This window comes from Streptomyces sp. CNB091 (assembly GCF_000377965.1).
Map to the genome: position 1 here is coordinate 313,952 of NZ_KB898994.1, position 14,657 is coordinate 328,608.

At 68.6% G+C, this 14,657-nt stretch carries 12 protein-coding genes; 8 read left to right on the forward strand and 4 right to left on the reverse strand.

The window, feature by feature from the left end:
* Window positions 1-160: 160 nt before the first annotated feature.
* A complete protein-coding gene (locus tag D581_RS0111315) occupies window positions 161-2,938 on the forward strand; it encodes a transglycosylase domain-containing protein (RefSeq protein ID WP_199787786.1) in 2,778 nt (925 codons plus the stop codon).
* Window positions 2,939-3,109: 171 nt separating this feature from the next.
* Window positions 3,110-4,624, forward strand: coding sequence for a glycosyltransferase 87 family protein (locus tag D581_RS0111320; protein WP_199787787.1), 1,515 nt, complete (start codon window positions 3,110-3,112; stop codon window positions 4,622-4,624).
* Window positions 4,625-4,664: 40 nt separating this feature from the next.
* On the opposite strand, the gene D581_RS0111325 is transcribed toward D581_RS0111320, so the two are convergent.
* From D581_RS0111325 to D581_RS0111335, 3 genes are all read right to left on the reverse strand, one after another.
* A complete protein-coding gene (locus D581_RS0111325) occupies window positions 4,665-5,696 on the reverse strand; it encodes an alanine racemase (RefSeq protein ID WP_018957342.1) in 1,032 nt (343 codons plus the stop codon).
* Window positions 5,697-5,788: 92 nt separating this feature from the next.
* Window positions 5,789-6,907, reverse strand: coding sequence for a lipid II:glycine glycyltransferase FemX (locus D581_RS0111330; protein ID WP_018957343.1), 1,119 nt, complete (start codon window positions 6,905-6,907; stop codon window positions 5,789-5,791).
* A 174-nt stretch (window positions 6,908-7,081) separates the two neighbouring features.
* Window positions 7,082-7,423, reverse strand: coding sequence for a hypothetical protein (locus D581_RS0111335; RefSeq protein WP_018957344.1), 342 nt, complete (start codon window positions 7,421-7,423; stop codon window positions 7,082-7,084).
* A 331-nt stretch (window positions 7,424-7,754) separates the two neighbouring features.
* Here D581_RS0111335 and rpsF point away from each other — a divergent pair, with 331 nt between their 5' ends.
* The 4 genes from rpsF (at window position 7,755) to rplI (ending at window position 9,491) form a co-directional block, all read left to right on the forward strand.
* Window positions 7,755-8,045 (forward strand): 30S ribosomal protein S6, encoded by a 291-nt coding sequence (gene rpsF, locus D581_RS0111340; protein WP_018957345.1) that lies wholly within the window; start codon window positions 7,755-7,757, stop codon window positions 8,043-8,045.
* Window positions 8,046-8,119: 74 nt separating this feature from the next.
* The gene (locus D581_RS0111345; protein WP_018957346.1) at window positions 8,120-8,746 is read left to right on the forward strand and encodes a single-stranded DNA-binding protein; all 627 of its coding nucleotides are present in this window, start codon (window positions 8,120-8,122) and stop codon (window positions 8,744-8,746) included.
* Between the two features lie 43 nt (window positions 8,747-8,789).
* Window positions 8,790-9,026, forward strand: a complete 237-nt coding sequence (rpsR, locus tag D581_RS0111350) for a 30S ribosomal protein S18 (protein WP_003967857.1) — start codon at window positions 8,790-8,792, stop codon at window positions 9,024-9,026.
* 18 nt (window positions 9,027-9,044) lie between these two features.
* Window positions 9,045-9,491: a 50S ribosomal protein L9 gene (gene rplI / locus D581_RS0111355; protein ID WP_003967856.1), complete on the forward strand. Its 447-nt coding sequence runs from the start codon at window positions 9,045-9,047 to the stop codon at window positions 9,489-9,491.
* 132 nt (window positions 9,492-9,623) lie between these two features.
* On the opposite strand, the gene D581_RS0111360 is transcribed toward rplI, so the two are convergent.
* Window positions 9,624-10,961: an MATE family efflux transporter gene (locus D581_RS0111360; RefSeq protein WP_018957347.1), complete on the reverse strand. Its 1,338-nt coding sequence runs from the start codon at window positions 10,959-10,961 to the stop codon at window positions 9,624-9,626.
* A 458-nt stretch (window positions 10,962-11,419) separates the two neighbouring features.
* Between D581_RS0111360 and dnaB the strand changes: the two genes are divergently transcribed.
* Window positions 11,420-12,895 carry a replicative DNA helicase gene (gene dnaB / locus D581_RS0111365; protein ID WP_026290418.1) on the forward strand — a complete coding sequence of 492 codons (1,476 nt, stop codon included), beginning with the start codon at window positions 11,420-11,422 and terminating at the stop codon, window positions 12,893-12,895.
* A gap of 237 nt (window positions 12,896-13,132) precedes the next feature.
* Window positions 13,133-14,581, forward strand: coding sequence for an argininosuccinate synthase (gene argG / locus D581_RS0111370; RefSeq protein ID WP_018957348.1), 1,449 nt, complete (start codon window positions 13,133-13,135; stop codon window positions 14,579-14,581).
* Window positions 14,582-14,657: the final 76 nt, after the last annotated feature.

Genomic DNA, 14,657 nt, shown 5'->3' on the forward strand with positions numbered 1-14,657 from the left:
AGACCACCGGGAACCGCGAGGCGCTTTCGCGCGTCAGTCATCGCGGACTGCCGGATGTACCGCGGATGAGCCTTCCGCAGTGGCTTGTCCGTAATTCGGGGGGACCGGATCTCAACTGCCGCTTCCAGGCGCTCTCGCCTGCCCGAGGAGTAGTCGTTCCATGAGCGAGCACCGTCGCAAAACGCCTCAGCCACAGGGTGGCGGGCGTGCAGCGGCCAGACGAGCCGCCCAGCAGCCGACCGGACGCCGAGCAGTCCCGTCACGCAGAGCCACGTCGGCATCACCTTCCGAATCGCCGTCCGAGTCGCACGGCGAGGAGCGCCAGTACGGCAGCCGCGCCGAGGCCCGCCGCGCGGCCCAGAAGGGCGGTCGACGCCGGGGCGCCGACGCCGGGGGCCACGGCGCGGGCGGCGGCGGCCGACGCCGCGGTGGCGGCGGTTCCGACGGTCCGGGGGGCCGGGGGCACGACCGCGGTGACTCCGGCAAGAAGCGCATCATCGACTACCCGCGCCACGGCAGGTACGGGTTCCGCCGCTGGGTGCCCTCGTGGAAGCTGGTGTCGGGGCTCTGTGTGGGGTTCCTCGGTCTCCTGATGGGCATCGGGGGTATCGCCTACGCGTTTGTGGTCCCACCGGACATCAACAAAGCGGCCCAGGCGCAGAACAACGTCTACTACTGGGCCGACGGCACACAGATGGTGGCGACCGGCGGTGATGCGAACCGTCAGATGCTCAAGTACGAGCAGATCCCGGTGGAGATGCGTAACGCCGTGATCTCGGCCGAGAACAAAAGCTTCGAAACGGACAAGGGCATCGACCCGGTGGGCATCGGCCGTGCGGTGCTGAACATGGCCACGGGCGGTGAGACCCAGGGCGGCTCGACCATCACGCAGCAGTACGTGAAGAACTCCATGCTCACCCAGGACCAGACGCTCAAGCGGAAGTTCCAGGAGCTCTTCATCACGCTCAAGGTCGCCGGCGATGTGTCGAAGGAAGAGGTGATGGCTGGCTACCTCAACGTCTCCTACTACGGGCGTGGCGCCTCGGGGCTGCAGGCGGCGGCCCGCACCTACTACAACAAGGACGCAGGCGACCTGAACGCGAGCGAGTGCGCCTTCCTGGCCACCCTGCTCAAGGGCGCCAGCTACTACGACCCCGCCGGCGCCACCGACATCGACAAGGACAACGCGACCAAGGCCAAGAACACCGAGCGGGCCAAGGACCGTTGGAAGTGGATTCTTGACGAGCAGGTCAAGGACGGGCGTATGACGGCGGAGGAGCGCGCCAAGTACACGAAGTTCCCCATGCCGCTGCCGAAGAAGAAGGACGCCAAGCTGGGCGGCCAGACCGGCTACCTGGTGGAGCTCGCCAAGAAGTACTTCCTCGCCAACAACGATCGCGGCATCGACGCCAAGCAGCTCGAACTGGGCGGCTTCGAGATCCACACCACCTTCCAGAAGAAGAGGGTGGAGGAGCTCGAGGCAGCGGTGAACAAGGTCTACAAGGCCAAGATCCGGCCCAAGGACCGCCCCAAGACGGACACGCACGTCGAGTTCGGCGGTGCGTCCGTCGACGCGAAGACCGGCGCCATCATCGCCACGTACGGCGGCCAGAACGCCACCACGCACTTCACGAACAACGCGGACGCCACCGGCGCCCAGGTCGGTTCGACGTGGAAGCCGTTCGTCCTGGCCGCGGCCATGCAGTACGGCGTGCGCAACCCGTCCGGCGGGCCGGAACAGAGCGAGTCCGAGCGCACCCAGGTCTCGCCGGAGAGCACCTACAACGCCGACGACGGCCTGCGGATCAGGGACTACACGGGCAAGATCTGGTTGAACGAGGACGACAAGGAGTGGCGCCAGACCAACGACGGCAACGTTGACCACGGCAATATCGACCTGCGGACGGCCATGGAGAAGTCCGCCAACTCCCCGTTCGTGCAGCTCGGCATGGACGTCGGTACCGACAAGGTCAAGGACGTCGCCGTCGCCTCCGGTCTGAAGGACGACACCTTCATGGCGGACTCCAGCGTTCCCTCGTTCTCCATCGGCACCTCGTCGCCCAGCGCCATCCGGATGGCGGGCTCCTACGCCACCTTCGCCACGAGTGGTCAGCAGAACGACACGTACTCGGTGACCGAGGTGAAGCAGGAGGGCGTCACCGTCTTCCAGCACAAGAAGAAGCCCAAGCGTGCCTTCAGCCCGGGCATCGCCGACAACGTGACCGACGTGCTGAAGAACGTCGTGGAGAACGGAACGGGCAAGCCCGCCCGCCTTGAGGGCCGTGAAGCCGCGGGCAAGACCGGTACGACGGACGGCAACCGGTCCGCCTGGTTCGTCGGGTACACACCGCAGATCTCGACCGCCATCAGCATGTTCCGGCTCGACGACGACGAGACGAACAAAGAGCGCGAGTTCTTGAAGATGTTCGGCACCGGTGGCGAGGAGAAGATCCACGGAAACTCGTTCCCGGCCTCCATCTGGCACGACTACATGACCGGCGCGATGAAGGGCAAGAAGGTCATCTCCTTCCCGGAACCGAAGGACCTGGGCGAAGAGGTGTGGGGCGGTGGCGCGAAGAGCCCCAGCCCGACGCCCAGCCCCACGCCTTCGCCGACGCCCTCCGAGGAGGAAGAGGAGAAGCCGTCGCCGAGCCCGAAGCCGACCCAGACCACCCCGAGTCCGCCGACGCCGTCGCCGAGCAGGACCTGCAGCATCTGGGACCCGAACTGCCAGGAGGCCAACGGCGGGGCCAACGCCGGAGCGGACGGCGGGGGCGACAACACCGGAGCGGACGGCGGGGGCGACAACACCGGAGCCAACGGCGATGCCGACAACGGCGGAGCTCAGGGAGCCAACGGCGATGCCGACAACGGCGGAGCTCAGGGAGCCAACGGCAACCCGGGCGGAACCGGCTCCATCTGGGGCAACAACGGATAGCCGGACGCCCCGGCCGAGCCTCAGGGGCGGCCCGTCACAGCGGCGAGGGCCGTCGTACCCACCCGGGTACGGCGGCCCTCGCCGCGTTCCCGGCGGTGGCACGCGGCATCCCGGATCTGTGCCCGTGTCCCCCGGGCGGTCCTTGCCCCTGGCACAGCCCCGTACGGCAGGATGTGCGGCATGCCAAGCCCCAGCGCAGAAGACACGAGCGTGCACCAGGAGCGGCCCGTCGTGCGGCCCACCGATCAGGACGAGGTCGCGGCGGCCGGCAGCGAGCTGTTCGGTGGCCGGGTGGGACGCTGGGCGCGGCTCGGCGACGGCCCGCTCACGCCCGTGCGCGTCGTCGCGCTGGTCATGATCGGGATGTTCGCCCTCGGCATGGTGCAGAAGATCCCCTGTTACGAATGGGCCTGGTTCCGCGGGGCCACCTCGCAGTACACCCACGCCTGCTACTCCGACATTCCGCACCTCTTCATGGGGCGCGGGTTCGCCGACGGCCTCGTGCCGTACTTCGACCGGCTGAGCGGCGATATGCAGTACCTGGAGTACCCGGTGCTGACCGGGGTGTTCATGCAGGTGGCGTCCTGGCTGACGCTGACGCCGGACAGCGACCCCATCCAGCAGCGCGAGCAGATGTACTGGATGGTCAACGCGGGCATGCTGATGATCTGCGCGGTCGTCGTCGCCGTGTGCACGGTCCGTACGCACCGCCGCCGCCCCTGGGACGGCCTCCTGGTCGCGCTCGCCCCCGCGTTCGTCCTCACCGCGACCATCAACTGGGACCTGCTGGCCGTCGCCCTGACGGCCGCGGCGATGCTCATGTGGTCCCGGGGCCGGGTGCTCGCGTTCGGCATCCTCATCGGCCTGGCGACCGCGGCCAAGCTCTACCCCGTCCTGCTGCTCGGCCCGCTGCTGGTGCTCTGCTGGCGGGCGGGCAGGTGGCGCGAGTTCGGGACGGCGCTGCTGGGCGCGGGAGCGGCCTGGCTGGTGGTGAACCTGCCGGTGATGCTCTTCGCCCCCGAGGGGTGGCGGAAGTTCTACACGTTCAGCCAGGAGCGGCCCATCGACTTCGGTTCGTTCTGGCTGATCATCACCCAGCGCACCGGCAAGCCCATCGAGGTGGAGACGGTCAACACCGCGTCGGTCGTCCTGATGGTCGTGTTCTGCGCGGGCATCGCGGGCCTGGCGCTCTCCGCGGCCCGCCGGCCGCGCTTCGCCCAGCTGGCGTTCCTGGTGGTGGCCGCGTTCATCCTGACGAACAAGGTCTACTCACCGCAGTACGTGCTCTGGTTGATCCCGCTGGCCGTCTTGGCCCGGCCGCGCTGGCGCGACTTCCTCATCTGGCAGGCCTGCGAGGTCATGTACTTCCTCGGGATCTGGTTCTACCTCGCCTACACCAGCGGCGGGGACAAGCACCAGGGGCTGCCGCAGGAGGGCTACCAGGTCGCGATCGCCCTGCATCTGCTGGGCACGCTGTACCTGTGCGCGCTGATCGTCCGGGACATCCTGCAGCCGGCCAAGGACCCGGTGCGCGGGGACGGGTCGGACGACCCGTCGGGCGGTGTCCTTGACGGGGCTCCGGACGCGTTCGTGCTGGCGCCCGATCCCCGTCCGTCCGGGCACAAGGCCCCGACGGTCACGGGACCACAGGTGGAGTGGGGCGCCGCACCCGGCCGGGACGGCTGACCCGGGGCCGGGGCGGCCGTTCAGGCCGCGCCCGGCGGGCTCAGCGGTCGACGAGCCGGTCGTACTGCGTGGTGGTGTGGCGCAGGTGGGCGACCAGCTCGTCACCGACCCGCGGTTCCTGGGCGTCCGAGGGCACGAACAGGATCGATACCTGCATGTGCGGCGGCTCGGCGAACCACCGTTGCTTGCCCGCCCAGACGAACGGCGACAGGTTGCGGTTGACCGTGGCCAGCCCCGCGCGGGCGACGCCCTTGGCCCGCGGCATCACGCCGTGCAGCGCCTTGGGCGCCTCCAGGCCGACCCCGTGGGACGTACCGCCGGCCACGACGACCAGCCAGCCGTCGGAGGCGGCCTTCTGCTGGCGGTAGCCGAACCGGTCGCCCTTGACGACGGGGGTGACGTCCAGGACGGCCCCCCGGTACTCGGTGGCCTCGTGGTCGCCGAGCCAGAGCCGGGTGCCGATACGGGCGCGGAACCGGGTCTGGGGGAACTGCTGCTGGAGCCGGGCCAGCTCCTCGGAGCGCAGATGGCTGACGAACATGGTGTGCAGCGGCAGCCGGGCCGCGCGCAGCCGGTCCATCCAGCCGATGACCTCCTCGACGGCGTCGGAGCCGTCGGTGCGGTCCAGGGGCAGATGCAGGGCGAAGCCTTCGAGCCGTACGTCCTCGATCGCCGCGTGCAGCTGCCCGAGTTCCTCCTCCTTGACGCCGTGGCGCTTCATCGAGCTCATGCACTCGATGACGACCCGGGCGCCCACCAGGGCGTGCACCCCGTCGACGGAGGAGACGGACCGGATGACGCGGTCCGGCAGGGGCACGGGCTCCTCACCGCGCCGGAACGGGGTCAGGACGAGCAGGTCGCCGCTGAACCAGTCCTTGATCCGGGCCGCTTCGTAGGTCGTCCCGACGGCGAGGGTGTCGGATCCGAAGCGGATCGTCTCGTCGGCGAGGCGCTCGTGACCAAAGCCGTAGCCGTTGCCCTTGCAGACGGGTACGAGACCGGGGAACTGGTCGATCACGGACTTCTGGTGCGCCCGCCAGCGCGCGGTGTCGACGTAGAGGGAGAGCGCCATGGCCGGCCCGGAACCTTTCTGGTGGCTGCGGTGAACAGGAACGAACGGTGTGTGCCCAGATGTGCGGTGGAGCGGTGGAGCGGTGGAGCGGATCAGCGGCGCGACATATAGATGTCGAGCGCCTTGTGGAGCAGCTTGTTGAGCGGGAAGTCCCACTCGCCGACGTACTCGACGGCCTCGCCGCCGGTGCCGACCTTGAACTGGATCAGGCCGAAGAGATGGTCGGTCTCGTCCAGCGAGTCGCTGATCCCGCGCAGGTCGTAGACGGTCGCGCCCATCGCGTAACTGTCGCGCAGCATGCGCCACTGCATCGCGTTCGACGGCCGGACCTCGCGCCCGATGTTGTCGGAGGCGCCGTAGGAGTACCAGACGTGGCCGCCGACGACGAGCATCGTGGCCGCGGAGAGGTTCACGCCGTTGTGCCGGGCGAAGTAGAGGCGCATCCGGTTGGGGTCCTCGGAGTTGAGGACAGTCCACATGCGCTGGAAGTACGAGAGCGGGCGCGGCCGGAAGCGGTCGCGCACGGCGGTGATCTCGTACAGCCGCTGCCACTCGGCCAGGTCCTCGTAGCCGCCCTGGACGACCTCGACGCCGGCCTTGTCGGCCTTCTTGATGTTGCGGCGCCACAGCTGGTTGAAGCCCTTGAGGACGTCCTCGAGCGAACGGTTGGCCAGCGGCACCTGGAAGACGTAGCGCGGCTGTACGTCACCGAAGCCGGCACCGCCGTCCTCGCCCTGCTGCCAGCCCATCTTCCGCAGCCGGTCGGAGACCTCGAAGGCGCGCGGCTCGATGTGCGTGGCCTCGACGTCGCGCAGGCGCTTCACGTCGGGGTCCTGGATGCCGGACTTGATGGCCGCCGAGTCCCAGCGGCGGATGACCACCGGCGGGCCCATCTTCACAGAGAAGGCGCCCTGCTGCTTGAGGTGCGCGAGCATCGGCTGGAGCCAGTCGTCCAGATTCGGTGCGTACCAGTTGATGACCGGTCCCTCGGGGAGGTACGCCAGGTAGCGCTTGATCTTGGGCAGCTGGCGGTACAGGACGAGGCCGGCGCCGACGATCTCGCCGTTCTTGTCGAACCAGCCCAGGCTCTCCGAGCGCCATTCGGTCTTCACGTCAGCCCACGCCGGGACCTGGCAGTGACTGGCCGAGGGCAGGCTCTGGATGTACGCCAGATGCTGCTCTCGGCTGATGGTCCTCAGGGTCAGGCTCATGCGGGGCGCTCCTCGGCAGGTGTGTCCCCATCGGTCAGGGGCTCCGGCTCTCGCGCCGAAGCCTACTGTGACCCAAGGGCGCCCGGCCTGGCCCCGGGGGCCCGGAACGTACGGCGGACCGGCGCGGGGCGCCTGGGCGCCCCGCGCCGGTCCGTGCTCCGGCCGGTGCTCCGGTCAGGTGATCACGCCGCCGAAGAGACCGCCGTGGGCCATGCCGAGGTAGAAGCCGACCGCGGAGGCCCCGATACCCATGATCAGGCCGAACCGCTCCCAAGTCGTCTTCGAGATGTACTGGCCGTAGGCACCGGTCAGAATCCCGGCGAGCCCCGCCCAGGAGCTGATCAGGTGGAGATGGTGGAACATCGCCGTGACGAACGCGAGGATGCCGAGCACCCCGGTCACCACCATCAGGACGTCCTGGACGGGATGCGGTCTGCCGTCCGTGGCGAAGAGCGAACCGGTGGCGCGGCGGCCGGCCCGGGACCGGGAGCCGGCGGGGCGGATGGTCTGTGCCATGGAGTACCTCCTGGCCGGACGGATGGGCGGTGGATCCAGCGCCCCGCGCACCGCGGCGGGTGTAGCGCCTCTCACACCGCATCTGTCTCGATTGTGCCCTCTGAGCTCCTGATTTCAACCGGAAGCCGGTCTACGGGTAGTCTGTACGGTCTGCACCGGTGTCTGCCCAGGCCAGCATGGCGAGCCTCCCCCGAACCCCCGTCTCCGGGACCGTTCGGGAGCGGATTGTCAGTGCTGGGTGTTCTCCTCGGGAACGCCGTTGCGACACGCATCACGACCCTCCTGCCACGGAACGACCGTGGCCGCTGAGTCCAAAGGAGGTGGGTTCCACATGCGTCACTACGAGGTGATGGTCATCCTCGACCCCGATCTCGAGGAGCGAGCAGTCTCCCCGCTGATCGAGAACTTCCTCTCCGTCGTCCGTGAGGGCGATGGAAAGGTGGAGAAGGTCGACACCTGGGGCCGTCGTCGGCTCGCCTACGAGATCAAGAAGAAGCCCGAGGGCATCTACTCGGTCATCGACCTGCAGGCCGAGCCTGCGGTCGTCAAGGAGCTCGACCGCCAGATGAACCTGAACGAGTCGGTCCTCCGGACCAAGGTCCTCCGTCCCGAGATCCACTGAGCTTCTAGCTCAGCGGTTTTCGGGTCCGAGTAGCAGCAAGCAGCCAGAAGCAATCCCCGCCGAGAGGTTCACCCATGGCAGGCGAGACCGTCATCACGGTCGTCGGCAATCTCGTCGACGACCCCGAGCTGCGCTTCACCCCGTCCGGTGCGGCGGTCGCGAAGTTCCGTGTCGCGTCCACTCCCCGCATCTTCGACCGGCAGACCAATGAGTGGAAGGACGGCGAAGGCCTGTTCCTCACCTGCTCGGTCTGGCGTCAGGCGGCGGAGAACGTCGCGGAGTCGCTTCAGCGAGGCATGCGCGTCGTCGTGCAGGGCCGGCTGAAGCAGCGGTCCTACGAGGACCGTGAGGGCGTCAAGCGCACGGTCTACGAGCTGGACGTCGAGGAAGTCGGCCCCAGCCTCAAGAACGCCACGGCCAAGGTCACCAAGACCACCGGTCGCGGTGGTCAGGGCGGCCAGGGTGGATACGGCGGCGGCCAGCAGGGCGGCGGCAACTGGGGCGGCGGTCCCGGTGGCGGTGGCCAGCAGGGCGGCGGCGGTGCACCCGCCGACGACCCGTGGGCGACCGGCGCGCCGGCAGGCGGCCAGGGCGGCGGGGGACAGCAGGGCGGCGGAGGCGGCTGGGGCGGAAGCTCCGGCGGTTCCGGCGGCTCCGGCGGTGCCTCTGGCGGCGGCTACTCGGACGAGCCTCCCTTCTAGGGCTGCTCGTACCCCCACTTCTTGATCACACAGGAGAAACACCATGGCGAAGCCGCCTGTGCGCAAGCCTAAGAAGAAGGTCTGCGCGTTCTGCAAGGACAAGACCCAGTACGTGGACTACAAGGACACGAACATGCTGCGGAAGTTCATTTCCGACCGCGGCAAGATCCGTGCCCGCCGCGTCACCGGCAACTGCACGCAGCACCAGCGTGACGTCGCCACGGCTGTGAAGAACAGCCGTGAGATGGCGCTGCTGCCCTACACGTCCACCGCGCGATAAGGGAAGGGTGACAAGAGCATGAAGATCATCCTCACCCACGAGGTCTCCGGCCTCGGCACCGCCGGCGACGTCGTCGACGTCAAGGACGGGTACGCCCGTAACTACCTGGTTCCGCGTGGCTTCGCCATTCGCTGGACCAAGGGCGGCGAGAAGGACGTGGCGCAGATCCGCCGCGCCCGCAAGATCCACGAGATCGCGACGATCGAGCAGGCCAACGAGATCAAGGCCAAGCTCGAGGGCGTGAAGGTTCGTCTGGCTGTTCGCTCCGGCGACGCCGGCCGTCTCTTCGGCTCGGTCACCCCGGCCGACGTCGCTGCGGCGATCAAGGCCGCCGGTGGTCCCGACGTCGACAAGCGTCGCGTCGAGCTCGGCTCGCCGATCAAGACGCTCGGCGGACACCAGGTGTCCGTCCGTCTGCACCCCGAGGTCGCAGCGAAGCTCGGCGTCGAGGTCGTTGCTGCCTAAGGGCAGAGCTCAGCTGAGTCAGTGAAGGGCCGCACCCATGGGTGCGGCCCTTTCTGTCTTCTGTGGTGCGTGGTGTTTCACGTGAAACACCGGCGGCCTGTTTCACGTGAAACAGGCCGTGAAGCGTACGGATCAGCGGGTGGCTCCGGTGACGATCCACCGGCCCGACCGGGTACGCAGCCAGAGCGTGACGAGGCGGACGGCCATCATCAGCGTCATTGCCCACCAGAGCGCGGTGAGCCCGCCGCCGAGGGAGGGCACCAGGAGCGCGACGGGCGCGAACACGGCGAGCGTCACCAGCATCGCCCAGGCGAGATAGCGTCCGTCGCCGGCTCCCATCAGGACGCCGTCCAGCACGAAGACCACGCCGGCGATCGGCTGGGAGACCGCCACGACCAGGAGCGCGGGGAGCAGGGTGTCCCGCACCGAGGGGTCGCTGGTGAAGAGCGGGATGAACAGAGGCCGGGCGAGCACGATCAGGACGCCGAGCACGATGCCGCAACCGAGGCCCCACTCGACCATGCGGCGGCAGGCCTCGCGGGCGCCCTTCTCGTCGTTCGCCCCCAGATAGCGGCCGATGATCGCCTGCCCGGCGATGGCGATGGCGTCGAGCGCGAAGGCGGTCAGACTCCAGAGGGAGAGGATGATCTGGTGCGCGGCGATGTCGACGTCTCCGAGCCGGGCGGCGACGGCTGTGGCGATCATCAGGACGGCGCGCAGAGAGAGGGTCCGGATCAGCAGCGGCACGCCGGCCCGGGCGCTGGCCCTGATGCCGGCCGCGTCGGGGCGCAGAGAGGCGTTGTGCCTTCGGGCTCCGCGGACCACCACGACGAGATAGACGGCGGCCATACCGACCTGGGCGATCACCGTCCCCCAGGCGGAACCGGCGATCCCGAGCCCGGCACCGTAGACGAGGGTCACATTGAGGGCGGCGTTCGCCGTGAAACCGCCGATGGCGACGTACAGCGGGGTGCGCGTGTCCTGGAGGCCGCGCAGTACACCGGTGGCGGCGAGCACGACGAGCATGGCCGGAATGCCGAGGATGGAGATCCTCAGGTACGTGATGGCGTACGGAGCCGCGGTGTCGGACGCGCCGAAGACGTCGACGAGCCACGGGGCCGTCGGGACCGCGAGGGCGACGACGGCTGCTCCGAGCAGCAGGGCGAGCCAGATGCCGTCCATGCCCTGGCGGATGGCGGCGGGGAGATCGCCCGCCCCCACGCGGCGGGCGACGGCGGCCGTGGTCGCGTAGGCGAGGAAGACGAAGATGCTCACGGCCGTCATCAGGAGGGCTGCGGCGATGCCGAGGCCGGCCAGTTGCGGGGTGCCGAGGTGGCCGACGACGGCGCTGTCGACCATCACGAACAGGGGCTCGGCGACGAGTGCGCCGAACGCCGGGACCGCAAGGGCGATGATCTCGCGGTCGTGCCGTCTGCGGCCGTTCTTCGGTGTCGCGGGGGCCTTGGTCATGGGGGTCAATCTAATCTTCCACAGGTAAGAGATGCAATCGGCCTACGGCCCTTACTTGCGGACCGGTGGGGCCTTCCCTCCCGTGCCGTTTGCGGTGATCTTGAAATGAGGGCGAAAGTTTTTCTCCCCCACAGTCAGTGGACGGAGAATGCGCAGGTCAGGGTGGTCACGGCGCTATCGCTATGAGTTTGTCCACAGTGCTGTCCCCCGGTCCGTGCACAGGTTCGGCAGGGTTCTCCACAGCATCTGGTCCGTCGTCCACATGCCCTGTGGATAACCAGATTGGCTGACGGTGCGGAGGGGCCTACCGTGGTGCGGCGCCCGCACTCCGTTCCGGCACCGGAATCCACCGAACCAGATGCGCCGGAAGTGGAGTCGGGCGACCTGTTTGTCGGTGCCGTGCCGTAAGAAAGAGTGGCACGGCTAGGTCCGCGATGCGGACGGGAGGAGGCGGCCCGGTGAGCATTCCCGAGCCTTTGGACGACCCCTGGACCGAGACCGGCCCCGGGGACCGTCTGCCCGTCTCCCGCCAGCGTCGGGGGGACCGCAAGGGACGTGAGGACCGCCACGACCGCGGCTCGGACGAGGCCTGGGAAGGCGGTTCCCCCGGGTTCGAGCGGGTGCCGCCCCAGGATCTCGACGCCGAGCAGTCCGTCCTCGGCGGCATGCTGCTGTCCAAGGACGCCATCGCGGACGTCGTGGAGATCATCAAGGGGCACGACTTCTACCGCCCCGCCCACGAGACCGTCTACACGGCGATCCTCGACCTCTACGCCAAGGGCGAGCCGGCCGACCCGATCACGGTCGCCGCCGAGCTGGTCAAGCGCGGCGAGATCACCAAGGTCGGCGGAGCACCGTATCTGCACACCTTGGTGCAGTCCGTGCCCACCGCGGCCAACGCCTCGTACTACGCGGAGATCGTCCACGAGCGGGCGGTGCTCCGGCGGCTGGTCGAGGCGGGCACGAAGATCACGCAGATGGGATACGCGGCCGACGGGGACGTCGACGAGATCGTGAACTCCGCGCAGGCCGAGATCTACGCGGTCACCGAGCAGCGCACCAGTGAGGACTATCTCCCCCTCGGCGACATCATGGAGGGCGCGCTCGACGAGATCGAGGCCATCGGGTCGCGCAGCGGCGAGATGACCGGTGTGCCGACGGGCTTCACGGACCTCGACGCCTTGACGAACGGCATGCACCCCGGCCAGATGATCGTCATCGCGGCCCGCCCCGCCATGGGTAAGTCCACCCTGGCGCTGGACTTCGCGCGTGCCGCGTCGATCAAGAACAACCTGCCCAGCGTCATCTTCTCCCTCGAAATGGGGCGCAACGAGATCGCGATGCGTCTGCTGTCGGCCGAGGCGCGGGTGGCCCTGCACCACATGCGGTCCGGCACGATGACGGACGAGGACTGGACGCGGCTCGCCCGCCGGATGCCCGAGGTCTCGGCCGCTCCGCTGTACATCGACGACTCCCCCAACCTGTCGATGATGGAGATCCGCGCGAAGTGCCGCCGGCTCAAGCAGCGCAACGACATCAAGCTCGTGATCATCGACTATCTGCAGCTGATGCAGGCCGGTGGATCGAAGCGTTCCGAGAGCCGTCAGCAGGAGGTCTCGGACATGTCCCGAAACCTCAAGCTGCTGGCCAAGGAGCTGGAAGTCCCGGTGATCGCGCTCTCGCAGCTGAACCGTGGTCCCGAGCAGCGCACGGACAAGAAGCCGATGGTGTCCGACCTGCGTGAGTCCGGTTCCATCGAGCAGGACGCCGACATGGTCATCCTGCTCCACCGCGAGGATGCCTACGAGAAGGAGTCACCGCGCGCGGGCGAGGCGGACATCATCGTCGGCAAGCACCGTAACGGCCCGACGGCCACCATCACCGTGGCGTTCCAGGGCCACTACTCCCGTTTCGTGGACATGGCGCAGACCTGACGGACCGCCCGCCCGCGCAGGTCTCGCCGGGACCCCCGGCTCAGGCAGGGGGCGTGGAACGCGGCGACGTCGGCCACCTGTGCGGGGCGGGCCGCGGCGGCGCGCCCAGGGCTGAGCGGATGCGCTGATCGTCGAGGACACATCTCTTCCCCGTCGACGGGGCGTCCTCGGGGCGGTGCGGAAGTTCCCCGGGCACGCCACGTTGAATGATCATGCGTTCGGATGCATACTCTTACTATGTCTAAGGTCCTCACCTCCCTGCCCATCGGCGAGCGTGTCGGCATCGCCTTCTCCGGCGGTCTCGACACCTCGGTCGCCGTCGCGTGGATGCGCGACAAGGGTGCCGTCCCGTGCACCTACACCGCCGACATCGGCCAGTACGACGAGCCCGACATCGCCTCGGTGCCCGGGCGCGCGGCGACGTACGGTGCCGAGATCGCCCGCCTGGTCGACTGCCGTGCGGCACTGGTCGAGGAGGGGCTGGCCGCGCTCACCTGCGGCGCGTTCCACATCCGGTCGGGTGGGCGCGCCTACTTCAACACCACGCCGCTCGGCCGTGCCGTCACGGGCACCCTGCTGGTCCGGGCGATGCTGGAGGACGACGTACAGATCTGGGGCGACGGGTCGACGTTCAAGGGCAACGACATCGAGCGGTTCTACCGCTACGGGCTGCTCGCCAACCCTCATCTGCGGATCTACAAGCCGTGGCTGGACGCGGACTTCGTTTCCGAGCTCGGCGGCCGCAAGGAGATGTCGGAGTGGCTGATCGCCCACGAACTGCCCTACCGCGACAGCAGCGAGAAGGCGTACTCGACCGATGCCAACATCTGGGGCGCCACCCATGAGGCCAAGACCCTGGAGCACCTCGACGCCGGGATCGAGACCGTGGAGCCGATCATGGGCGTGCGGTTCTGGGATCCCGCGGTGGAGATCGCTGCCGAGACCGTGACGATCGGCTTCGACCAGGGCCGCCCGGTGACGATCAACGGCAAGGAGTTCGCCACCCCGGTCGACCTGGTGATGGAGGCGAACGCGATCGGTGGACGGCACGGTATGGGCATGTCCGACCAGATCGAGAACCGGGTGATCGAGGCCAAGAGCCGCGGCATCTACGAGGCACCCGGGATGGCGCTGCTGCACGTGGTGTACGAGCGGCTGGTCAACGCGATCCATAACGAGGACACCCTGAACACCTACTACAACGAGGGGCGGCGGCTCGGCCGACTGATGTACGAGGGCCGCTGGCTCGACCCGCAGGCGCTGATGATCCGCGAGTCGCTACAGCGCTGGGTGGGCACGGCGGTCACCGGGGAGGTGTCGCTGCGGCTGCGGCGTGGTGACGACTACTCGATCCTGGACACCGGCGGACCGGCGTTCAGCTACCACCCGGACAAGCTGTCGATGGAGCGCACCGAGGACTCCGCGTTCGGTCCGGTGGACCGGATCGGCCAGCTCACGATGCGCAACCTCGACATCGCCGACTCGCGTGCCAAGCTTGAGCAGTACGCCGGCCTCGGCATGGTCGGATCGACCCACCCCGCCCTCATCGGCGCCGCTCAGGCGGCCTCCACCGGGCTGATCGGCGCGATGCCGCAGGGCGGCGCCGAGGTCATCGCCTCACGCGGCAGGGTGGCCGGTGGCGACGAGATGCTCGACCACGCCGCGATGGAGTTCGGCACGGACTGACCGGAAACGTCGTCAGTGCTGGTCCGGGCCGCGACTCCGTGGAAAAGGATTCGTCAGGGGGCAGCCCGTCGGGTAG

Coding starts and splice junctions, on each gene's coding strand:
- D581_RS0111315 (WP_199787786.1), top strand. CDS start 161: ATGAGCGAGCACCGTCGCAAAACGCCTCAGCCACAGGGTGGCGGGCGT.
- D581_RS0111320 (WP_199787787.1), top strand. CDS start 3,110: ATGTGCGGCATGCCAAGCCCCAGCGCAGAAGACACGAGCGTGCACCAG.
- D581_RS0111325 (WP_018957342.1), bottom strand. CDS start 5,696: ATGGCGCTCTCCCTCTACGTCGACACCGCGCGCTGGCGGGCGCACCAG.
- D581_RS0111330 (WP_018957343.1), bottom strand. CDS start 6,907: ATGAGCCTGACCCTGAGGACCATCAGCCGAGAGCAGCATCTGGCGTAC.
- D581_RS0111335 (WP_018957344.1), bottom strand. CDS start 7,423: ATGGCACAGACCATCCGCCCCGCCGGCTCCCGGTCCCGGGCCGGCCGC.
- rpsF (WP_018957345.1), top strand. CDS start 7,755: ATGCGTCACTACGAGGTGATGGTCATCCTCGACCCCGATCTCGAGGAG.
- D581_RS0111345 (WP_018957346.1), top strand. CDS start 8,120: ATGGCAGGCGAGACCGTCATCACGGTCGTCGGCAATCTCGTCGACGAC.
- rpsR (WP_003967857.1), top strand. CDS start 8,790: ATGGCGAAGCCGCCTGTGCGCAAGCCTAAGAAGAAGGTCTGCGCGTTC.
- rplI (WP_003967856.1), top strand. CDS start 9,045: ATGAAGATCATCCTCACCCACGAGGTCTCCGGCCTCGGCACCGCCGGC.
- D581_RS0111360 (WP_018957347.1), bottom strand. CDS start 10,961: ATGACCAAGGCCCCCGCGACACCGAAGAACGGCCGCAGACGGCACGAC.
- argG (WP_018957348.1), top strand. CDS start 13,133: ATGTCTAAGGTCCTCACCTCCCTGCCCATCGGCGAGCGTGTCGGCATC.